This is a genomic window from Vibrio taketomensis, from assembly GCF_009938165.1.
GTDB lineage: Bacteria > Pseudomonadota > Gammaproteobacteria > Enterobacterales > Vibrionaceae > Vibrio > Vibrio taketomensis.
The window spans coordinates 456,319-475,077 of sequence record NZ_AP019649.1; the positions used below are offsets into that span (position 1 = coordinate 456,319).

13 protein-coding genes and 2 pseudogenes are annotated in these 18,759 nt (G+C 45.6%); 7 read left to right on the plus strand and 8 right to left on the minus strand.

What is annotated here, in order from left to right:
• The first annotated feature begins 50 nt into the window (after positions 1-50).
• Positions 51-581, plus strand: a complete 531-nt coding sequence (gene hpt, locus Vt282_RS02235) for a hypoxanthine phosphoribosyltransferase (protein WP_162047165.1) — start codon at positions 51-53, stop codon at positions 579-581.
• Between the two features lie 100 nt (positions 582-681).
• On the opposite strand, the gene can is transcribed toward hpt, so the two are convergent.
• Entirely contained in the window at positions 682-1,350 is a 669-nt protein-coding gene (can, locus tag Vt282_RS02240; protein WP_162047164.1) for a carbonate dehydratase, read from the minus strand.
• 243 nt (positions 1,351-1,593) lie between these two features.
• On the opposite strand from can, the gene Vt282_RS02245 reads away from it, so the two are divergent.
• The 3 genes from Vt282_RS02245 (at position 1,594) to Vt282_RS02255 (ending at position 5,220) form a co-directional block, all read left to right on the plus strand.
• On the plus strand, positions 1,594-3,279 hold the full coding sequence (locus Vt282_RS02245) for a SulP family inorganic anion transporter (RefSeq protein WP_162062446.1): 1,686 nt from the start codon (positions 1,594-1,596) through the stop codon (positions 3,277-3,279).
• Positions 3,280-3,523: 244 nt separating this feature from the next.
• Complete coding sequence (locus Vt282_RS02250) at positions 3,524-4,450, plus strand: ABC transporter ATP-binding protein (RefSeq protein ID WP_162062447.1); 927 nt, start codon at positions 3,524-3,526, stop codon at positions 4,448-4,450.
• A complete protein-coding gene (locus Vt282_RS02255; RefSeq protein ID WP_162047162.1) occupies positions 4,450-5,220 on the plus strand; it encodes an ABC transporter permease in 771 nt (256 codons plus the stop codon). Before Vt282_RS02250 ends, Vt282_RS02255 begins: the two co-directional genes overlap by 1 nt.
• A 120-nt stretch (positions 5,221-5,340) precedes the next feature.
• Here Vt282_RS02255 and panC read toward each other — a convergent pair whose 3' ends face one another.
• The 7 genes from panC to sfsA form a co-directional block, all read right to left on the minus strand.
• A complete protein-coding gene (gene panC / locus Vt282_RS02260) occupies positions 5,341-6,237 on the minus strand; it encodes a pantoate--beta-alanine ligase (protein ID WP_162062448.1) in 897 nt (298 codons plus the stop codon).
• 11 nt (positions 6,238-6,248) lie between these two features.
• Positions 6,249-7,043: a 3-methyl-2-oxobutanoate hydroxymethyltransferase gene (gene panB, locus Vt282_RS02265; protein WP_162047160.1), complete on the minus strand. Its 795-nt coding sequence runs from the start codon at positions 7,041-7,043 to the stop codon at positions 6,249-6,251.
• A 23-nt stretch (positions 7,044-7,066) separates the two neighbouring features.
• Positions 7,067-7,552, minus strand: coding sequence for a 2-amino-4-hydroxy-6-hydroxymethyldihydropteridine diphosphokinase (folK, locus tag Vt282_RS02270; protein WP_162062449.1), 486 nt, complete (start codon positions 7,550-7,552; stop codon positions 7,067-7,069).
• A complete protein-coding gene (pcnB, locus tag Vt282_RS02275; protein ID WP_162047158.1) occupies positions 7,549-8,928 on the minus strand; it encodes a polynucleotide adenylyltransferase PcnB in 1,380 nt (459 codons plus the stop codon). The genes folK and pcnB overlap by 4 nt, the downstream gene beginning before the upstream one ends.
• 81 nt (positions 8,929-9,009) lie before the next feature.
• Positions 9,010-9,897 (minus strand): tRNA glutamyl-Q(34) synthetase GluQRS, encoded by an 888-nt coding sequence (gluQRS, locus tag Vt282_RS02280; protein ID WP_162062450.1) that lies wholly within the window; start codon positions 9,895-9,897, stop codon positions 9,010-9,012.
• 83 nt (positions 9,898-9,980) lie between these two features.
• A complete protein-coding gene (dksA, locus tag Vt282_RS02285; RefSeq protein ID WP_162047156.1) occupies positions 9,981-10,427 on the minus strand; it encodes an RNA polymerase-binding protein DksA in 447 nt (148 codons plus the stop codon).
• 133 nt (positions 10,428-10,560) lie between these two features.
• Positions 10,561-11,280: a DNA/RNA nuclease SfsA gene (gene sfsA / locus Vt282_RS02290; protein WP_162062451.1), complete on the minus strand. Its 720-nt coding sequence runs from the start codon at positions 11,278-11,280 to the stop codon at positions 10,561-10,563.
• A gap of 81 nt (positions 11,281-11,361) precedes the next feature.
• Between sfsA and hrpB the strand changes: the two are divergent.
• From hrpB to Vt282_RS02305, 3 genes and pseudogenes are all read left to right on the plus strand, one after another.
• Positions 11,362-13,793 (plus strand): annotated as a pseudogene (gene hrpB / locus Vt282_RS02295) (ATP-dependent helicase HrpB).
• A 2-nt stretch (positions 13,794-13,795) separates the two neighbouring features.
• A pseudogene (gene mrcB, locus Vt282_RS02300) lies at positions 13,796-16,156 on the plus strand (penicillin-binding protein 1B).
• A gap of 29 nt (positions 16,157-16,185) precedes the next feature.
• Positions 16,186-18,495 (plus strand): patatin-like phospholipase family protein, encoded by a 2,310-nt coding sequence (locus Vt282_RS02305; protein ID WP_415663432.1) that lies wholly within the window; start codon positions 16,186-16,188, stop codon positions 18,493-18,495.
• Positions 18,496-18,759: the final 264 nt, after the last annotated feature.

The window sequence follows — 18,759 nt, forward strand, 5'->3', positions numbered from 1 at the left end:
AGTGTCTAAACTACAATTACTTGGATGCTGAAATAACAAACGAGAATGGTATGAAACACACAGTAGAAGTAATGATTTCTGAGCAGGAAGTTCAGGAGCGTGTACGCGAACTAGGTAAACAGATCACTGAACACTACCAAGGTAGTGAAGATCTAGTGATGGTAGGACTGCTACGTGGCTCTTTTGTATTTATGGCGGATCTGGCTCGCAGCATTACTCTGACACACCAAGTTGATTTTATGACCGCATCGAGCTACGGCAACACGATGGAAAGCTCACGTGATGTACGTATCTTGAAAGACCTAGATGATGACATCAAAGGCAAAGACGTACTGCTAGTGGAAGATATTATCGACACGGGTAACACCTTGGCGAAAGTAAAAGAGATTCTGGCACTACGTGAACCAAAATCTATTGAGATCTGTACGCTACTAGACAAACCTTCTCGTCGTGAAGTTAATGTACCTGTTAAATGGGTAGGCTTTGAAATTCCTGATGAATTTGTGGTTGGTGTAGGTATCGACTACGCGCAGAAATACCGTCATTTACCATTTATCGGTAAAGTTGTACCACAAGAGTAAGCGCTTGCTCTTGTCTCGAATGATACGAAAAACCCATCGCATGCGATGGGTTTTTGCTATTTAAGCTTCAATTTCTCAAGCTTTAGTGTCCCGCAGAAGTTTAGCGACAAAGTAGTTTATGTTCTGGGTTAAGTATTTTCTCTAAAGCAGTTTGGTAAGACGCTTCAACCGTTTCGATTGAGTGAGAGCGAATGCCCAAGTATTCCAAACGGCCATCTTCGATACCGTAAACGACACCGTGGATCTCCACTTCCTGACCACGTTCCCACGCATTCTGCATAATGGTTGAATTACCAAGGTTATATACTTGCTCGGCAACGTTGAGCTCAGCAAGCTTATCACCACGCTCATCTTCCGCCATATTTTCGATATAGTTGCGATGTTTGAAATGAATGTCACGAATGTGCAGTAGCCAGTTGTTGATAAGGCCCAAGTTTGGATTTTTGATTGCCGCATTAACGCCACCACAGTCGTAGTGTCCACAAATTATAATGTGTTTTACCTTCAGTACATCGACGGCGTACTGAACGACAGAAAGGCAATTTAGGTCGGTGTGAATTACCAAGTTGGCTACATTGCGATGAACAAATAACTCACCTGAAAAAAGCCCGGTGAGGCGTTCAGCTGGAACTCGGCTATCAGAGCAGCCAATCCACAAAAAGTCTGGCTTTTGCCCTTGGGCTAGTTTGGTGAAATATTCCGGACGCTCGGACTTGATCTCTTCAGACCATTTCGAGTTGTTATCAAATAGCTGTTTAATCTTTGGCATAGACGTGACTTATATCCCTAAAGTTTCTTGGCGACAATATACACAATGTTACAAACGCAAGCTCGATAAAATTCGAGCAAAAGTCACTCATCTGACGTGTTATTGCGGGAAAACTCAGCAACTTTGCTCCTAAATATGCAACGAGATGTGTCAAACATTTAGCGAGGGTTAGTTTGCCCTTTAAAGTGATGCAAAAACTTTGTTACAGTACAGCGACACTTTTCACATATTTCAGGGAGTAATATGTTGTTTGGAAAGCGCTTTAAAGACATCAACCTGAAAGGGGATATTTTTGGTGGTGTCACCACTGCGATCATCTCACTGCCACTGGCTCTTGCATTTGGTGTTGCCTCGGGGGCTGGCGCTGAAGCTGGCTTGTGGGGCGCAATTATGGTCGGCCTATTTGCGGCGTTATTTGGTGGATCTTCCACGCTGATTTCCGAGCCAACAGGCCCAATGACGGTGATCATGACCGCAGTATTAACTAGCATGATGGCCAAATACCCTGAAACGGCTATGGCAATGACCTTTACCGTTGTAATGATGGCCGGTGCTTTTCAGATATTACTCGGCACATTAAAGTTAGGAAAATACGTTACTTTAATGCCATACAGCGTGATTTCCGGCTTTATGTCGGGAATTGGCGTGATATTAATTATTTTACAAATCTCCCCGTTACTAGGGCATGCTGCTCCTTCTGGTGGTGTGATTGGCACCTTAAAGGCGCTGCCGGAGCTTATCGCTAATATAAAGTTCGGTGAGTTATTCTTAGGCGCCCTAACGTTAGGTATTTTGTTTTTCTTTCCTGAGAAATATCGAAAATACGTCCCTGCACAATTAGTCGCTCTGGTCGCCGTTACCTTACTGTCTACCATTTTGTTTGATAGTGATTCGATTCGTCGTATCGGTGACATCCCTGCAGGCTTACCGAGCCTTGTGATACCGCATATCAATCCTGAAATGTTTACCACCATGGTGATCGATGCTTTAGTGCTCGGTACGCTAGGTTGTATTGATACGTTACTTACTGCGGTTATTGGTGACTCGCTGACACGTAAAGAGCACGATTCAGACAAAGAGCTGCGAGGGCAAGGCTTGGCCAATATGTTCGCTGGTCTATTTGGCGCGCTACCCGGTGCAGGGGCAACCATGGGGACGGTGACCAATATTCAAGTTGGTGCGCGTTCGCCGCTTTCTGGCGTTGTTCGTGCTTTAATGCTCGCTTTGGTCGTGCTGGTGGCAGGTGGTCTGACAGAGCCTATTCCAATGGCCGTTTTGGCGGGTATTGCCGTCTATGTTGGTTTTAATATTCTCGACTGGAGTTTTATTCAACGTGCGCACAAAGTGAGTGTGCAGGGGATGGCGATCATGTATGGGGTGATGATGTTGACGGTGTTTGTTGACTTGATTGCAGCCGTAGGTCTAGGGGTTTTTATCTCCAATATTATAATCATTGAGCGTTTAAGCCGAGTGCAGTCACGCCATGTGAAAGCGATCAGTGATGCCGATGAGGATGATGTGCCATTAACGGAAAGTGAGCGTGGATTGCTCGATCAAGCCAATGGTAAAGTGCTGTTCTTTTATCTCTCTGGCCCGATGATTTTTAGTGTTTCTAAGGCGATTTCTCGTCAGCATTCAAGTATTTCCGACTATGAAGCGATGATCCTCGATTTGACGGATGTGCCAATGATTGATGTCACTGTTGGTTTGGCGCTAGAAAACGCGATTAATGATGCGCTCGATGCCAACTGTGCGGTTTATTTGCTTTGTCCAAATAAACAGATTTGGCAGCAATTAGAGAAGTTCCACATTTTAGATTTGGTGCCCATTGAGAATACGTACGCTTTTCGCTATGAAGCATTACGTGCTGCGATTAAACAAGTCGATAAGTCGGCTGAGGTTGATGAGTTACACGCGTATTCCATCTAGAGGGTAATCACTCGCTAAGTGCTCACTATGCTTTGATTAAACTGGCTGTGACAAAAATGCCGCGACGATTGTTTGCGGCTTTTTTGTTTGTATTGCTAGCCTCCAATCAAAACCATAACAAGCTATATTTCGAAAAAAACCGAAAGGTTTAATTGTAATCATCGTCACTCGACGATAAACTTATTTTCAACAGAGTAAACCAGTCGCTATCGAATCAGTGTTGCGACCAATAGAATGAGAAATTATGTACGCATTAGAAATAGACCAATTGCGTAAAACCTACGCAGGCGGTTTTGAGGCGTTAAAAGGAATTAGCCTCAATGTGAAGAAAGGGGATTTCTACGCATTGCTTGGTCCAAACGGGGCGGGTAAATCGACCACCATTGGGGTGATCTCATCTTTAGTCAACAAAACTTCGGGCATGGTTAAAGTCTTTGGTTTTGATATTGATACTCAGCTTGAACTGGCGAAGCAAAATCTAGGTTTGGTACCTCAAGAGTTTAATTTCAACCAGTTTGAAACGGTTGAACAGATTGTGATGCAGCAAGCGGGTTACTATGGTGTATCTAAAGCTCTGGCGAAAGAACGGGCTGAAAAGTACCTAACTAAGCTCGATTTGTGGGAAAAACGCAAAGAACGTGCACGAAATCTATCTGGTGGTATGAAGCGTCGTTTAATGATTGCACGTGCATTAATGCATGAACCTCAGCTTTTGATCCTCGATGAGCCAACTGCTGGGGTTGATATCGAACTGCGCCGCTCAATGTGGGAGTTCCTAAAAGAAATCAACCAAGAGCAGGGCATTACCATCATTTTGACCACTCACTATTTAGAAGAGGCTGAGATGCTGTGTCGTAATATCGGCATCATTAATCGCGGTGAGTTGATTGAGAACACCTCGATGAAATCGCTGCTGTCTAAATTGCACGTTGAGACGTTTATTCTCGATATTGAGGGCGAAGGGGAAGTCCCACAGCTTGATCGAGTGGTCTCTCAGCGTCTAGTTAATGGTTCATTAGAGATTGAAGTCGAGAAAACTCAGGGTTTGAATCCGGTGTTTAGCCAGTTAACACAAAGCGGTATTCAAGTGATGTCGATGCGCAATAAAGCCAATCGCTTGGAAGAGCTCTTTGTTAGTATCGTGAAGCAACAAACGCGAGGAGAAGGCTAATGTACCAACTCTATTGGACTGCATTTTGTAGTTTGTTGACCAAAGAAATTAACCGTTTTACTCGTATCTGGGTGCAAACCTTAGTGCCGCCAGCGATCACCATGACGCTGTATTTTATTATCTTCGGTAGCCTGATTGGCTCTCGTATTGGTGATATGAACGGCTTTAGCTACATGGAATATATTGTGCCGGGCTTGATCATGATGTCGGTGATCACGAACTCATATTCTAACGTGGCTTCATCATTTTTTAGCTCTAAGTTCCAGCGCAATATTGAAGAACTATTAGTAGCTCCAGTGCCAAACTATGTGATTATTCTTGGCTTTGTGATGGGCGGGGTAGTGCGTGGTCTTTTGGTTGGATCTATCGTTACCTGTGTTTCGTTGCTGTTTGTTGATCTGCAAGTGGATCACTGGGGGATTATTATCGCCACGGTATTTTTGACCTCGGTAGTGTTCTCACTCGGTGGTTTAATCAATGCGGTTTATGCGAAGACTTTTGATGATATCTCGATTATCCCGACGTTTGTTCTAACGCCGCTGACCTATCTTGGTGGGGTATTTTACTCAATCAGTCTTTTACCTGAGTTCTGGCAAGGCGTGTCGAAAATCAATCCGATCGTCTACATGGTTAATGCTTTTCGTTATGGCTTTTTAGGTGTATCTGATGTGGGCATTGGCACTTCATTCGCTGTGCTGATTGCATTTGTTATTGCACTCTATGCCGTTGCGCATTATTTGGTGACCAAAGGGATTGGCTTGCGTTCGTAATATCAGGTAACGCTTTGCACGAAAATGAGCTGAGCATCATTTAAGGTTATGCATATGAAAAAGGTTGGCCATTGCCAACCTTTTTTGTTCTTGAAGCGAAGCGAGTTAAGATTTTGCGTCTCAACCCTCTTGTGAGTTTTCTTCGGCCGTTTCTTCTTTGGTTTCAGTGACCATATCAACCGTTTGGTTGTCGATAAGGCGGGCTTTACCTAAGAATGCTGACATTAGGATCACCGCTTGAGTGGTATCAGCACTCACTGGCAGCAGCGTGCGAGCATCGCGAATAAAGATCTCATCCGGTTGAAGACCCGCTGCGCGTAGCTGGTCGCTGGCGTCTTCAATGATTGATGGGTAATCATCGCGGCCGCCACGAATTGCGCTACTGATCCAACGCATGGTACGAGCTAGAACAGGTGCACGCTGACGCTCATCCAAAGTCAAAAGACCGTTGCGAGAACTCATTGCTAGGCCATCCATCTCACGTACAGTTGGTACGCCAACGATTTCGATATCCATCGCCATGTCTTCCACCATTTTGCGAATGATCGCAAGCTGTTGGAAATCTTTCTCGCCGAAACATGCCACTTCAGGCTGTACGATGTTGAATAGCTTAGTCACGATGGTCGATACGCCACGGAAATGACCAGGACGAGAGGCACCTTCAAGCATGCTTGATAGACCAGGGACTTCAACAAAAGTTTGTTTGTCTAAGCCTTCAGGGTAGATGATCTCAGGTGTTGGTGTGAATACGAGTTCGACACCTTCACCATTAAGTTTGTTGAGATCGTCTTCAAGCGTGCGTGGGTAGTTGTTAAGGTCGTCCGCTCGCTCAAATTGCATTGGGTTAACAAAAATGCTCACCACGACAATATCGGCAAGTTCATGCGCCTTACGCACGAGAGTTAGGTGACCGTCGTGTAGGTTACCCATAGTTGGAACAAACGCAATCTTGCGACCTTCACGTTTGAACTGTTTAATTTGATCGCGAAGAGCGGTTATTTCAGTAAATGTCTGCATGCGTAGCTCCTTTATGCGATCGTGTGTGCTTCATCAGGGAACGCACCTGTTGCTACGTCTTCGATGTATTTAGTTACCGCAGCACGCATGTCACCTGTTTCAGCCAAGAAGTTCTTTGAGAATTTTGGCATATAGTTCGCTGAAATACCGAACATATCGTGCATAACTAGAATTTGACCATCCGTCACGTTACCCGTACCGATACCGATCACAGGAACATCCAGAACTTCAGTGATGCGAGCAGCAAGCTCTTGAGGTACACACTCAAGTAACACGATTTGTGCACCAGCTTCTTGTAGCGCTAGAGCATCGCGAACCATGCGATCTGCTTTATCTTGTTCACGGCCTTGAACTTTAAAGCCACCAAAGATATTAACGGATTGTGGTGTTAGACCTAGGTGTGCACAAACTGGCACCGCGCGTTCAGTCAACATCTTAACGGTATCAACTAACCAATCGCCGCCTTCAATTTTAACCATGTTAGCACCAGCGCGCATAAGCTTACCTGCGTTCTCACACGCTTGCTCTGGCGTTGCGTAGCTCATAAATGGCATATCAGCCATCAATAGGCTGTTTGGGCTTCCTGCGCGCACACAGCGCGTGTGGTAAGCAATGTCATCAACAGTAACGGGTAGCGTGCTTGATTCACCTTGTAACACCATGCCAAGTGAATCGCCAACAAGTAGAACCGGCATCTCTTGTTGTTCAAACAGTTGTGCAAAGCTAGCATCATAAGCAGTCGATGATGCAAATTTACGACCTTCTTGTTTCCACTTCATTAGGTCGTTGATGGTAATTTTTTTCATTTTTTTTCCTTACAAGGATCTGGCTATGATTGCCACACGCTGAGCCCATTACGATCGACTTTGGTCAGTAGAGTCGTAAGCTCAGTCCCATCAGGGAGAGTTAAATTTGGTGCGATTTCCGCCAGCGGGTAAAGAACGAATTCTCTTTCATGCATTCCGTAATGTGGAACCACGAGACGCTCGGAATCGATCACTTCATTGCCGTAAAGGACGATATCGAGATCTAGGGTTCTTGGTCCCCAGCGTTCGTCTTTACGGACACGCCCTTGATCTAATTCAATTGCTTGGGTGCAATCGAGCAGTTCCAGAGGCGTTAATTCGGTTTTAATGGCGACTACGGCATTAATATAATCAGGCTGATTTTGCGGCCCCATTGGTGTACTACTGTACAACTTTGAGGCCAGTATAAACTCTGATTTCGGTAGCAACTTTAATGCATTGATTGCGGCATTTGCCTGAGCAACCGGGTCGGCAAGGTTACTGCCTACGGCAATGTAAGCAGTAATCATGATTCACTTTTACTCTTACGGAAGCTGCGTTTTTTATTACTTGGCTTGCGACGACGAGAACTTGGTCGGCTTGGTGTTGCGCTATCGAGATCATTCACCATCGCTTGACGCATATTGCGGCCTGCGTTTTGGAAAGTGTGCCACCATTTAGCCAGTTGTTCTGTTTCGCCACCTTCGATCTCGCCACGCATCTCTAGGAAGTCAAAGCCCGCACGGAACTTATTGAGCTCCATAAGACGGAAAGCACGCTTGCCATTACGGCGAGGTAGACGCATTTGTAGCTGCCAAATCTCACGAATGGTTGCCGTATGGCGACGCGGAATCGCAATCGTACGTACTTGATCATCAAGAATATCGTTACTTGCTTCCATGACCGCATCGTAGTGACATAAGTTGCGTGATTCCATTAGCTCATCGGCTCTAGCTTGCAGTGGGTACCACAGCATAGCGGCGAACATAAACGCAGGGTTAATGCGTTTGCCTTCGTCAATGCGTTGGTCAGTTGAGTCCAACACAAGATCGAGCATTTGCTCAGCTTTAGAGTCGTAGCTGTCGGTGAAGAATTCCGATAGTGCAGGGAACAGTTGTTGGAATAGATTGTACTCACGCATTAGGTGGTAGGTTTCCAAACCGTAGCCTGTTTGCAGCATTTTTAGCGATTCTTCATATAATCGCGCTGACGGAATTTCTTTTAGTAGGTGCGACAAATCTTCAATTGGCGCAGCTGTATCTTCTTCGATATCAAAATCGAGTTTTACCGCAAAGCGAACCGCACGCAGCATACGTACTGGATCTTCACGGTAACGAGTTTCCGGATCGCCAATTAAGCGGATTAGCTTGTCTTCGAGGTCTTCAATACCACCTGCGTAATCATGGATCGCATAGTTAGCGATGTTGTAGTACATCGCGTTAATGGTGAAGTCTCGGCGCTCAGCGTCTTCATCTATAGTGCCATACACGTTGTCACGTAATAGCATGCCTTCTTTTGACTGCATTGACACATTTTTGCTTGGCTCTTGGTGGTGACCACGGAAAGTCGCAACTTCGACGATATCACGGCCAAACATAATGTGAGCCAAACGGAAGCGGCGTCCGATCAGGCGGCAGTTTTTAAATAGCTGACGTATTTGCTCAGGAGTTGCGTTAGTCGCAATATCAAAATCTTTTGGGTTTTGGCCTAACAATAGATCGCGTACACCGCCCCCTACCAGATAGGCATCAAAGCCCGCACCGTGCAGACGGTATAGCACTTTCAGTGCATTATCGCTGATCTGCTTGCGCGAAATATTGTGCTCTTGGCGAGTTAGAATGTTAAGAGCGAGCTCGGGACAACTAATTGGCTCGCTTGGTGTATAGTCATTTCTATTCATGTGCATCTAGCGAAATGCGGCGCTTAAACCGACTTCGCTTCCATTTAAATTTTGAGGCCTTAGGGCAAATTTGCGGCTAATAATAGCTTACCGAGGGCGTTTTGAGAATCTTGGTGTGATCTCTGTTGTGTTTGGCAGTTGATCTAGATGCCAATTCTGCTCTCCCCAAGCGATGATTTCGGCTAAAGAAGCATCACAAATTGCCTTATCCATTTCAAAGCCTAAAAAGTGCATAGCTTCGATTAAAGCTGGTTTAGGATTCTCGATATCAATCGCAGGTGCATGATTTTGCTTAGAGAGTTTTAAACCGTTATCACCTAAAGCCAAGGGTAAATGTAAATACGTTACCGGTGTTTGTTCGAGCATTTGGTACAGACTGATTTGGCGACCGGTTGGCTCAATTAAATCTGCGCCACGAACGACTTCTGTCACCCCTTGGTCAATATCATCTAAGACTACGGCAAGGTTATAGGCAAATAAACCATCACGACGTTTGATAATAAAATCTTCATCAGCGAGCGCTTTGGGAATAGTGAGTAGGCCGTGTTTTTGGTCAACGAACTCATACACTGGGTGAGTCATACGTAAACGAGTTGCGCATGGATTGTCGCCACTTAGATGTTTGTCGCGACAGGTGCCGAGATAAAACCCACCACTTTGTTTGATCTCTTTACGGCTGCATTGGCAGTAGTAGGCTTGGCCTGACGTTAGCCATGACTCTATTTGGTCTTGATAGAGTTGATGGCGTTGGCTTTGATACACCACTTCGCCGTCCCATTCTAATTGGTAGGCTTCTAACGTACGCAGAATGAGCGCTGATGCACCTGGCATTTCTCTTGGTGGGTCAATATCTTCAATTCGCACCAACCACTGACCGTGATTGGCTTTGGCTTGAAAATAACTGCCTAAGGCTGCGACTAATGAACCAAAATGCAGCGGTCCAGAGGGAGACGGTGCAAAACGACCAATATACATAAAGCGACCAAGTAAAAAATTAAAACGAAGGAAACCAAAAAGGGAGCATATACGCTCCCTTTTCGTTAGTCATCTGCAAACAATTAGCCTTGCATCTGTCTTTCTTTGATTTCTGCAAGTGTTTTACAGTCAATGCATAGATCTGCCGTTGGACGCGCCTCAAGACGGCGGATACCAATTTCAACACCACATGACTCACAGAAGCCGAAATCATCATCCTCTAGTTTGTTTAGAGTTTTTTCGATCTTCTTGATCAGACGGCGCTCACGGTCACGGTTACGCAGTTCTAGGCTGAATTCTTCTTCTTGAGAAGCACGGTCAACTGGATCAGGAAAGTTTGCCGCTTCATCTTGCATGTGGTGCACAGTACGCTCTACTTCTTCGCGTAGCTGGTTGCGCCAAGCTGATAAAATCTTTCTAAAGTGATCCATTTGCTCAGGTGACATGTATTCTTCACCTGGCTTCTCTTGGTATGGTTCAACACCTGCAATGGCTAGGATGCCTAGCGCTTTTTTCTTCGATTCTGGCATGCAGTATCTCCTACTAACACCTAGTCAACTGCTTGAGCAGCTAAATTTAAGGCGGGTATCTATAGCAAAAAGAACTTTAGGAGGCAAATACTGTTGAGTAAAGTTGGCGCCTATGTGAAGACCGCATCATTTTTTAGCCGAGAAAACTGAAATCTACAGCGTTTGCGAGCCTAATCTCACCGTGGGATATGTCGGCTTTGTAGCACAACACTTCCACCCCTTGTTCTATTGCTTTTTCCAGTAAATGTGAATAATCCGCGTCTATATGGTGTGCAGGAGAAACTTTTTCAATACCTGAATGCAAAACAATAAATAAAAGTATTGAACGATTCCCACTTTTTACCATTTCAGCGAGTTCACGCAGATGTTTTTGACCTCTCGTGGTCACTGCATCTGGAAAATATCCCTGACCCTGTTTGTCTTGATCTAAAAGCGTGACGCTTTTGACCTCTATATAGCATGGGGGACGGTTTGAATCGTTGAGCAAGATATCAATCCGACTATTTTCGCTGCCATATTTCACTTCAGTACGCAGTTGCTCGTAACCAAGCAGTTCTGTAATCACTCCGTGTTCAATGCCTTCAACCGCAAGTTGATTGGCACGCGCGGTATTAATGCATATACGATCACCAGTACGGGTTTCGCTCAATTCCCAACTGTTTGGATACTTTCGTTTTGGGTTGTCTGAGGTGGAAAACCAAACTCGGTTACCAGGATCTGCACAACCAGTCATGGCACCAGTATTGGCACAATGAATCGTGCGTTCGCTACCGTCGTCTAGCTGAATGTCGGCGAGAAAGCGTTTGTAGCGTTTAATTAAAGTAGCTGATTGTAGGCAAGGTTCAAACTTCATTTAGGACTGGTTTTATGTACAATGTTTGCAACATTACACCATAAGGCTTTTCTCTTGTCACAATTGCCGATTGAAGGCGTGATGCCCGCATTACTTGCTGGCGTACGCGACCACACTCAACTGATCCTTAAAGCGGCCCCGGGTGCTGGTAAATCCACTTATTTCCCACTCCAGCTTTTGAAGCAGAGCATGGTGTCGGGCAAAATTATAATGCTTGAGCCTCGTCGCTTAGCGGCGCGCAATATTGCTCGTTATCTCGCGCAGCAATTAGGTGAAGAAGTGGGGCAACGCGTTGGTTATCGTGTGCGAGGTGAAACCAAAGTTAGTGCGCAGACGCAATTAGAAATTGTGACCGAAGGGATCATGACCCGCATGATTCAATCTGACCCAGAATTGTCTGGCGTGGATCTGATCATCTTTGATGAATTCCATGAGCGCAGTATCCATGCCGATATGGGATTAGCTTTGTGTTTGGAAATTCAAGAAGCGTTGCGTGACGATCTTAAACTGGTGGTGATGTCTGCAACCTTAGAGCAAGACGCGTTGGCGGTATTAATGCCGGACGCACTCTATGTTGAGTCGCAAGGGCGCAGTTTCCCGGTGGAATTTCGCTATCAAGCTCTCAAACCGAATGAGCGCTTAGTTGAAACCATGGTTAAGCAAATCGAGTGGTTGATGAGCAATGAACAGGGTTCACTACTGGCGTTTTTACCGGGTGTCGCCAGTATTTTGCAGGTGCAAGAAAGACTGCATGGGTTGAATGGCGATATCGAAGTGTGTCCTTTATATGGGCAACTTAATTTTAACCAGCAACAAGCCGCCATTCAGCCACCACAGTCGGGTAAGCGTAAAGTAGTATTAGCGACCAATATTGCGGAAACCTCACTGACTATTGAAGGGATTCGCCTTGTGGTGGACAGTGGTTTGGAGCGCATCGCTAAGTTTGACCTGAAAACTGGTATCACCAAATTAGAGCAGGTGCGTATTGCCCAATCCTCGGCTGAGCAGCGCGCCGGACGAGCCGGGCGTATTGAAGCGGGCGTTTGCGTGCGCTTATACAGTGAAAGCCAAGTAAAACAGCAGCCTTATGTGCCAAGTGCCGAGATTTTGCATTCCGATCTATCTTCACTAGCGATGGAATTAGCGCAATGGGGTTGCAGTGATGTCGGTGAGCTTAAGTGGCTCGATGTGCCGACTGCGAGCGCTATGGCACAAGCGCGACAATTGCTGATTTCATTGGGTTTGCTGGATAATAAGTTTCAACTCACTCCATCAGGGCAACGCGCGCAGCAATTGGGGCTGGAGCCACGTATTGGTGCGATGCTGGTGGAAGCTTTAACACATACAAATTGGCAATCAACAGCTCTCGCCATTGCCGCATTGCTTGAAGAGCCAGAACGCAATGTGGTCGATTTCTCCCATAGTGTGCAGCGCTTAGTTCTGGGTAAACATAGTAAGCAAAAAGTGGTGTTAGCTCGTGCACAGAGTCTAGCCAACAAGCTCAAACTGCGCTTTGAACTCAATAAAGTGGATGAAGGTGTTGCGCCATTGCTGTTGGCACTCGCTTACCCGGATCGCCTTGCGCAGCGCCGGGCAAGAAATTCAAGTTTCGTCTTAGCAAATGGCCATGGCGCAGAGTTTCGTCTTGATGAGCCGATGGCCGATTGCGATTATGTGGTTGCGCTTGATTTGATGCGTAGCCATGGTGACGCAGCATTTATTCATTTAGCGTGCGAGGTTGATATCTACCAATTACGCGATATCTTGCCGGCTAAATTTGTCACACGAGAGGTAGCTGATTGGGATGATAAGCGTGGCAAGTTAATCGCTCAGCAGAGAGTCTATTGGCAAGGATTGGTTGTTGAAGCCCAAGATATGGCTGCGCCCTCTGCAGATAAAATTACCGAAGCATTGCTTAACTATATACGTCGCCAAGGTTTAGAGGCACTTAATTGGAATCAGGAAGCGCTTGAGCTATTGGCGCGCGTTCGCTGCGCAATAGAATGGCTTCCGGAACAAGATTGGCCTGCATTTGATGAAGCCGCGTTATTAGCAAACTTGGAGCAATGGTTAGAGCCGTATTTAGTGGGTGTTCATTCCGCTAAAGCGTTAAAGCAAGTCAACATTGCTCAAGCCTTATCAGCGTATTTAGGCTGGCCACTGAATCAAGAGATTGATGCTTGGCTGCCAACGCATTTTCAACTACCAACGGGCAACTCAAAGAAAATCATTTATCAAGTTGGACATGAGCCGTTGCTGTCGGTGCGAATGCAAGAAGTGTTTGGCGAGCAGGGCTCCCCAACGGTGGCACTGGTCGAAAAATCGTGTTATTAGAATTGTTATCTCCTGCACAACGCCCACTTCAAAGAACCAGTAATCTTGCAAGTTTTTGGTCAGGAGCGTACCAAGAAGTTAAAAAAGAGATGAAAGGTCGTTATCCTAAGCACGTTTGGCCGGACGATCCTGCCAATCACGTAGCCACAACCAAAACTAAAAGACAACTCAATCAGTAACCATGACAGATAAAACAACCAAAACTCCGCGTAAACCGGCGGCAAAAAAAGCGCCCGCAAAACGCGGCAAACCAAGTCCAAGAAAGAAAAAGCCAGCTAATGGTAAAAAGTCATGGTTAAAAACTCTGTGGGATTTGCTGGAAACTCGCACTTGTCGGGTTGGCAATATTGATTTTGTTGGCGTTTATCTTGATAGCTTGGTTAAGCAGAAATTTGAGGGCCAGCTATTTGAACTGCCAACGGTAGTGTATGCCCGTATTCTCAATTTGGCTCCGGGCGATGAAATTAGTATTCAAGAAGTGCGCAACGAACTGGATGTATTGCACTATCGAAAAGTGACTCAGCCTAAGTTTGCCGGAGAATACTCGTCATCATCGAGTAAAATTGAGTTGATTCGTCGTCCGTTCGAATTTGCCGATGGTCCAGAACCTGAGCGTCGAGTGATGTTGCACTTTGATTCTAATGGCTTAAACCGTATTCAGTCGTTAGAACAAGGACGTGATTTGGGCTACCTGCGTATTGAGCCAAAGATGCTGGGTATGCTGGAAAAAAATCGTGATGAACAGCGTTTGTTCTTACGTCGTGAGCAATTCCCTGAGGTAATGGTTGATGCGTTGCTCGTTACGGAAGATCGTGATTTCTATCAGCATGATGGTGTATCACCATTGGCGATTGCTCGAGCAATGGTGGTGAACATCAAAGCAGGGCGCACGGTTCAAGGCGGCAGTACCTTAACTCAACAGTTGGCAAAGAACCTATTTTTGACCAGCGATCGTACGCTGTGGCGTAAGATTCGAGAGGCGTATATTGCGATTATTTTGGATTACCGCTACTCCAAAGATCGTATTCTCGAAGCGTATCTAAATGAAGTCTATCTTGGTCAAAGTGGTGGTGAAGCGGTGCATGGCTTTGCTCTGGCTTCACGTCTTTACTTTGGTCAGCCAATTCAAGAGTTGCGGATTGATCAATTGGCATTGCTTGTGGGGATGGTGAAAGGCCCTTCTTACTATAATCCAGTTCGTTATCCAGAGCGCGCCAAAACGCGTCGTGATTTGGTGTTGCGTTTGATGATGCAACAAGGGTATCTAACGGCAAGTGAATTTGATCAAGCCGCAAGCCGCCCGCTGGATATTCAAGATAATCCGCGTATTGCCAGTCGTCAGCCTGCATATTTTCAGCAGCTCAATATCGAATTAAAAGAGAAAGTGGGTTCAGAGTATGAAGCTGATAAAGGTTTGCGTGTGTTTACTTCACTTGATCCGGTTTCTCAGCATCAGTTGGAAAAAGCGATCCAAACCAAGATTCCACAATTGGCAAAAACCGCTGGTAAGGACTTAGAAGGTGCGGCAATTGCTGTCGACCGCCATAGCGGTGAAATCCGTGCCATGGTGGGCGGTAAACGCACCGGTTACGATGGTTTTAACCGTGCACTGAATGCCAGCCGTCAGATTGGTTCATTAGCTAAACCCGCGGTTTACTTAACGGCGCTGCAGCAACCTGATCGATATAATCTCGCGACAACACTAAATGATAAGCCTCTGAGCCTAAAAGGTTCGAAGGGGAATGTGTGGACGCCACGTAACTACGACCGTAAATATCGCGGTGATGTGCCTTTGTATATCGCATTGGCAAAATCACTCAATGTGCCAACCGTGCAATTAGGTATGCAGCTTGGTATTGATAACGTGATCAAAACGTTTGAAAAACTTGGGGTGGATAAACAAGAAATTCGCCCAGTGCCATCCATGTTCTTGGGCTCGTTTACGTTGACACCTTTCCAAGTGGCACAGATGTTCCAAACCGTGACTAACTCAGGTAAGCAAGCAAAACTGTCTGCGCTGCGTTCAGTGGTGGATATGGAAGGCAATGTATTGTACCAATCGATTCCTGTAGCTAAACAGACCGTTGACCAGCAAGCAGCTTGGCTGACGACTTATGCAATGAAGCGTGGTGTTGCAGAAGGCACAGGACGTTATCTAAATAGTCGGTTTTCTGCTTACGCGTTAGCGGGTAAAACCGGTACCAGTAATGATACCAAAGACAGTTGGTTTGTTGGTGTCGATGGACGTGAAGTGACCACCATTTGGCTCGGCCGAGATGACAACAAGAGCACCAAACTGACGGGTTCGAGTGGGGCATTGCGTGTTTACGCAGAATACTTGCAGCATCGCATCCCGAGTAAACTGATATTGCCGTGGCCAAAAAATATTTCTACTTTTGGTTTTGCTCCAGCAGCAAATGGTGGTTTAGTGCTTGATTGTGATAATCAATTTAAGCTGCCAGTTTGGGATCCTGAGGGTAAAATGAAGCAAGAATGCAGCAACCAACCTGCGGATTGGTTAAAGAAAATTTTTACTTGGTAGTCACTGACTGAATAGAGGGAAGATCATCGGTGAAAAAGCTTAGCGTATGGCTGACATTATTTGCATTATTGGGTGCCAATGCGGGTGCTGAAGAGCTTACGCCAAAGGCTAAGCTTGTTTCTTCGACTGCGAATGATAGGCCTAAAGTTGCTCTAGTACTTGCAGGTGGTGGTGCGAAAGGTGCAGCACATATTGGAGTGCTTAAAGCGTTAGAAAAAATGCATGTACCGGTTGATTATATTGCCGGTACTAGCATGGGCGCTTTTGTAGGTGGGTTATACGCGACGGGCATGAGCGCCGATGAAATCGAAGCTTTTATTGTCAGTATCGATTGGAACAGTGGTTACCGCGATCGCGTCGATCGCAGTGAGCGCCGTGTTCGTGATAAAGAGTACGAAGACCGTTATCAGCTCACGACGGATTTAGGTATCGATTGGAATGGCATCAAAGGGACGCGAGGCGTTGTGCAAGGGCAGGGGATGCTGCGTATCTTGCGCGAGACTACCGGGAATTTGCCATCGTTTCAGTCTTTTAATGATCTTGCCATCCCTTATCGTTCTGTCGCTACCGACATCATTGCCTTAGATACGGTAGTCATCGACCATGGTCAATTGGTTGATGCAATGATGGCAAGTATGTCAGTGCCAGGCGCATTACCTCCGTATCGTATTGGCGATCAACTATTGGTTGATGGTGGCGTGACGAACAACATGCCGGTTGATGTTGCTCGAGCAATGGGTGCGGATGTGGTTATCGCAGTCGACATCAGTACCGACTACAAACAAGAAGAAGATTTTACTGACTTATTTACCGTTGCTGACCAGCTTTCTAACTACTTGGTTCGCCGTAGCACGCAACAACAAGCCGAAACTCTGACGGACAAAGATCTGTTGTTGCAACCTCAAGTCGGGGATATGGAAACCACCGAATTTGATCGCATGCCAGAAGCCTATCAAGAAGGGTTACGTATTGCGCTTGAGCAAAGTGACTATCTCAAGTCATTGGCGCTTAGTAACGCGGATTACCAAAAATACCTCGATGATAAACAGGCGGCACGTAAAACCTTACGTTATGGCGACCAAACCATCGTGAAAGACGTCGTGATTAACAATCATACCCACTACAGTGATGAGTTGATTGCAACGCGTTTAAATCTACAACCTAACCAAAAGCTTTCCACCAAAGAGATCGAGCAGAGTGTGCAAGACTTGTATGCGCTCGACCGTTTTGAGTTGATCAAATACAAATACGATGGTGCTCCTGATGAAGAGGTACTCACCGTTGATGTAAACGAAAAATCATGGGGGCCTAACTACATGAATTTTCGTTTCTTTGTTGAAGATGACTTTAATACCGATAGCCAATATTCGATTGGTGTGTCGACGAATTTTACCGATTTGAATTCGCACGGTGCTGAGCTGCGCACTAACCTAGAAGTGGGAACAGATAAGCTGGTGGAAGCTGAAATATACAGTCCGTTTCTATCGAGTCAGAAATTGTTCACAACCTTTGGGGTTCAATATAACCAACAAAAACGTAATGCACCGTTAGGTGGTTTTGAAGATACCAGTTTAGAAGCGACCAAGAATTTCCTTCCTGTTCGTTATGATGAATGGGTGCTTGAATGGGCTTTGGGTTACCAGCAAACCTTATGGCGCGAATTCAAAATCGGATTGCGTTATACCAATGGTGATGGTCTGTTTTCGACCCTGCAATCGCTAGGGGATGTTAATTTTGAGCGCCAAGGTGCGTTTGCTAATTATCGTATTGATACCCTTGATAATTACAGTTTGCCGACTCGAGGTATCTATCTTGATTTGAGCTATTTGATCTCAAAAGACCAAACTAAAGGTGAGCCGAATACGATTTTTGCCGGCTCTGAAAGTGATGTTTCCAATGAATTTGGCGCCGTTTTTACTGCGGCAACCAGCTTTTCACGCCATACTTTGGTCGCAAATTTAGAAGCCGGATTTGTTGAAAGCCAAAATTCATCAGTGCCAATTGATCCAGAGGATATTGGCGGCTTCCTGCAACTTTCTGGTATTCCCCGTAATAGCCTAATTGGTAAAAACAAAGTGTTCGGTAGTTTGGTCTACCGTTACCGTTGGTTTGACAATGATTTTGGTTTGTTCACCTCACCATTTTATGTGGGGGCATCACTGGAATACGGTGGGGTGTGGTCTGATCCAGATATTGGCTTGAACGATGCGCCGTTATATACAGCAGGCTCTATTTTTGCAGGGATTGACTCGCCAATTGGACCTGTCATGTTTGCCTACGGGCGAACTGAAGATAACTTTGATTCGGTTTATTTAATTGTTGGAACCTCATTTAAATAACCGTTGAATATTGTTTGTCGAGCAGTGAATGCGGGTGTGCTCGACAAAATTGACCTTTATTGCGTAGAACTTTAGTCGGAACTTGCTATGTTGGTCAAAGTGGTGAGATTTTAATTTAAGGTTAAATTTGCTATTATCCCGCCCAGTTTGGCCTCTCTGATGCTGTTAATCAGTCAATATAGAGAATGAGCATATGGCAATGGAGAGCCAAGTTTCCAAGGATGTTTACTCCTCATGTTTACAACAAACATAAAATGAGGAGAG

Excerpts from the sequence above, each read along its gene's own strand:
- sfsA (WP_162062451.1), bottom strand. The coding sequence starts at position 11,280 with ATGAAGTTTGAACCTTGCCTACAATCAGCTACTTTAATTAAACGCTAC.
- can (WP_162047164.1), bottom strand. The coding sequence starts at position 1,350 with ATGCCAAAGATTAAACAGCTATTTGATAACAACTCGAAATGGTCTGAA.
- Vt282_RS02255 (WP_162047162.1), top strand. The coding sequence starts at position 4,450 with ATGTACCAACTCTATTGGACTGCATTTTGTAGTTTGTTGACCAAAGAA.
- panB (WP_162047160.1), bottom strand. The coding sequence starts at position 7,043 with ATGAAAAAAATTACCATCAACGACCTAATGAAGTGGAAACAAGAAGGT.
- Vt282_RS02245 (WP_162062446.1), top strand. The coding sequence starts at position 1,594 with ATGTTGTTTGGAAAGCGCTTTAAAGACATCAACCTGAAAGGGGATATT.
- dksA (WP_162047156.1), bottom strand. The coding sequence starts at position 10,427 with ATGCCAGAATCGAAGAAAAAAGCGCTAGGCATCCTAGCCATTGCAGGT.
- Vt282_RS02250 (WP_162062447.1), top strand. The coding sequence starts at position 3,524 with ATGTACGCATTAGAAATAGACCAATTGCGTAAAACCTACGCAGGCGGT.
- panC (WP_162062448.1), bottom strand. The coding sequence starts at position 6,237 with ATGCAGACATTTACTGAAATAACCGCTCTTCGCGATCAAATTAAACAG.
- gluQRS (WP_162062450.1), bottom strand. The coding sequence starts at position 9,897 with ATGTATATTGGTCGTTTTGCACCGTCTCCCTCTGGACCGCTGCATTTT.
- hpt (WP_162047165.1), top strand. The coding sequence starts at position 51 with ATGAAACACACAGTAGAAGTAATGATTTCTGAGCAGGAAGTTCAGGAG.
- pcnB (WP_162047158.1), bottom strand. The coding sequence starts at position 8,928 with ATGCACATGAATAGAAATGACTATACACCAAGCGAGCCAATTAGTTGT.
- folK (WP_162062449.1), bottom strand. The coding sequence starts at position 7,552 with ATGATTACTGCTTACATTGCCGTAGGCAGTAACCTTGCCGACCCGGTT.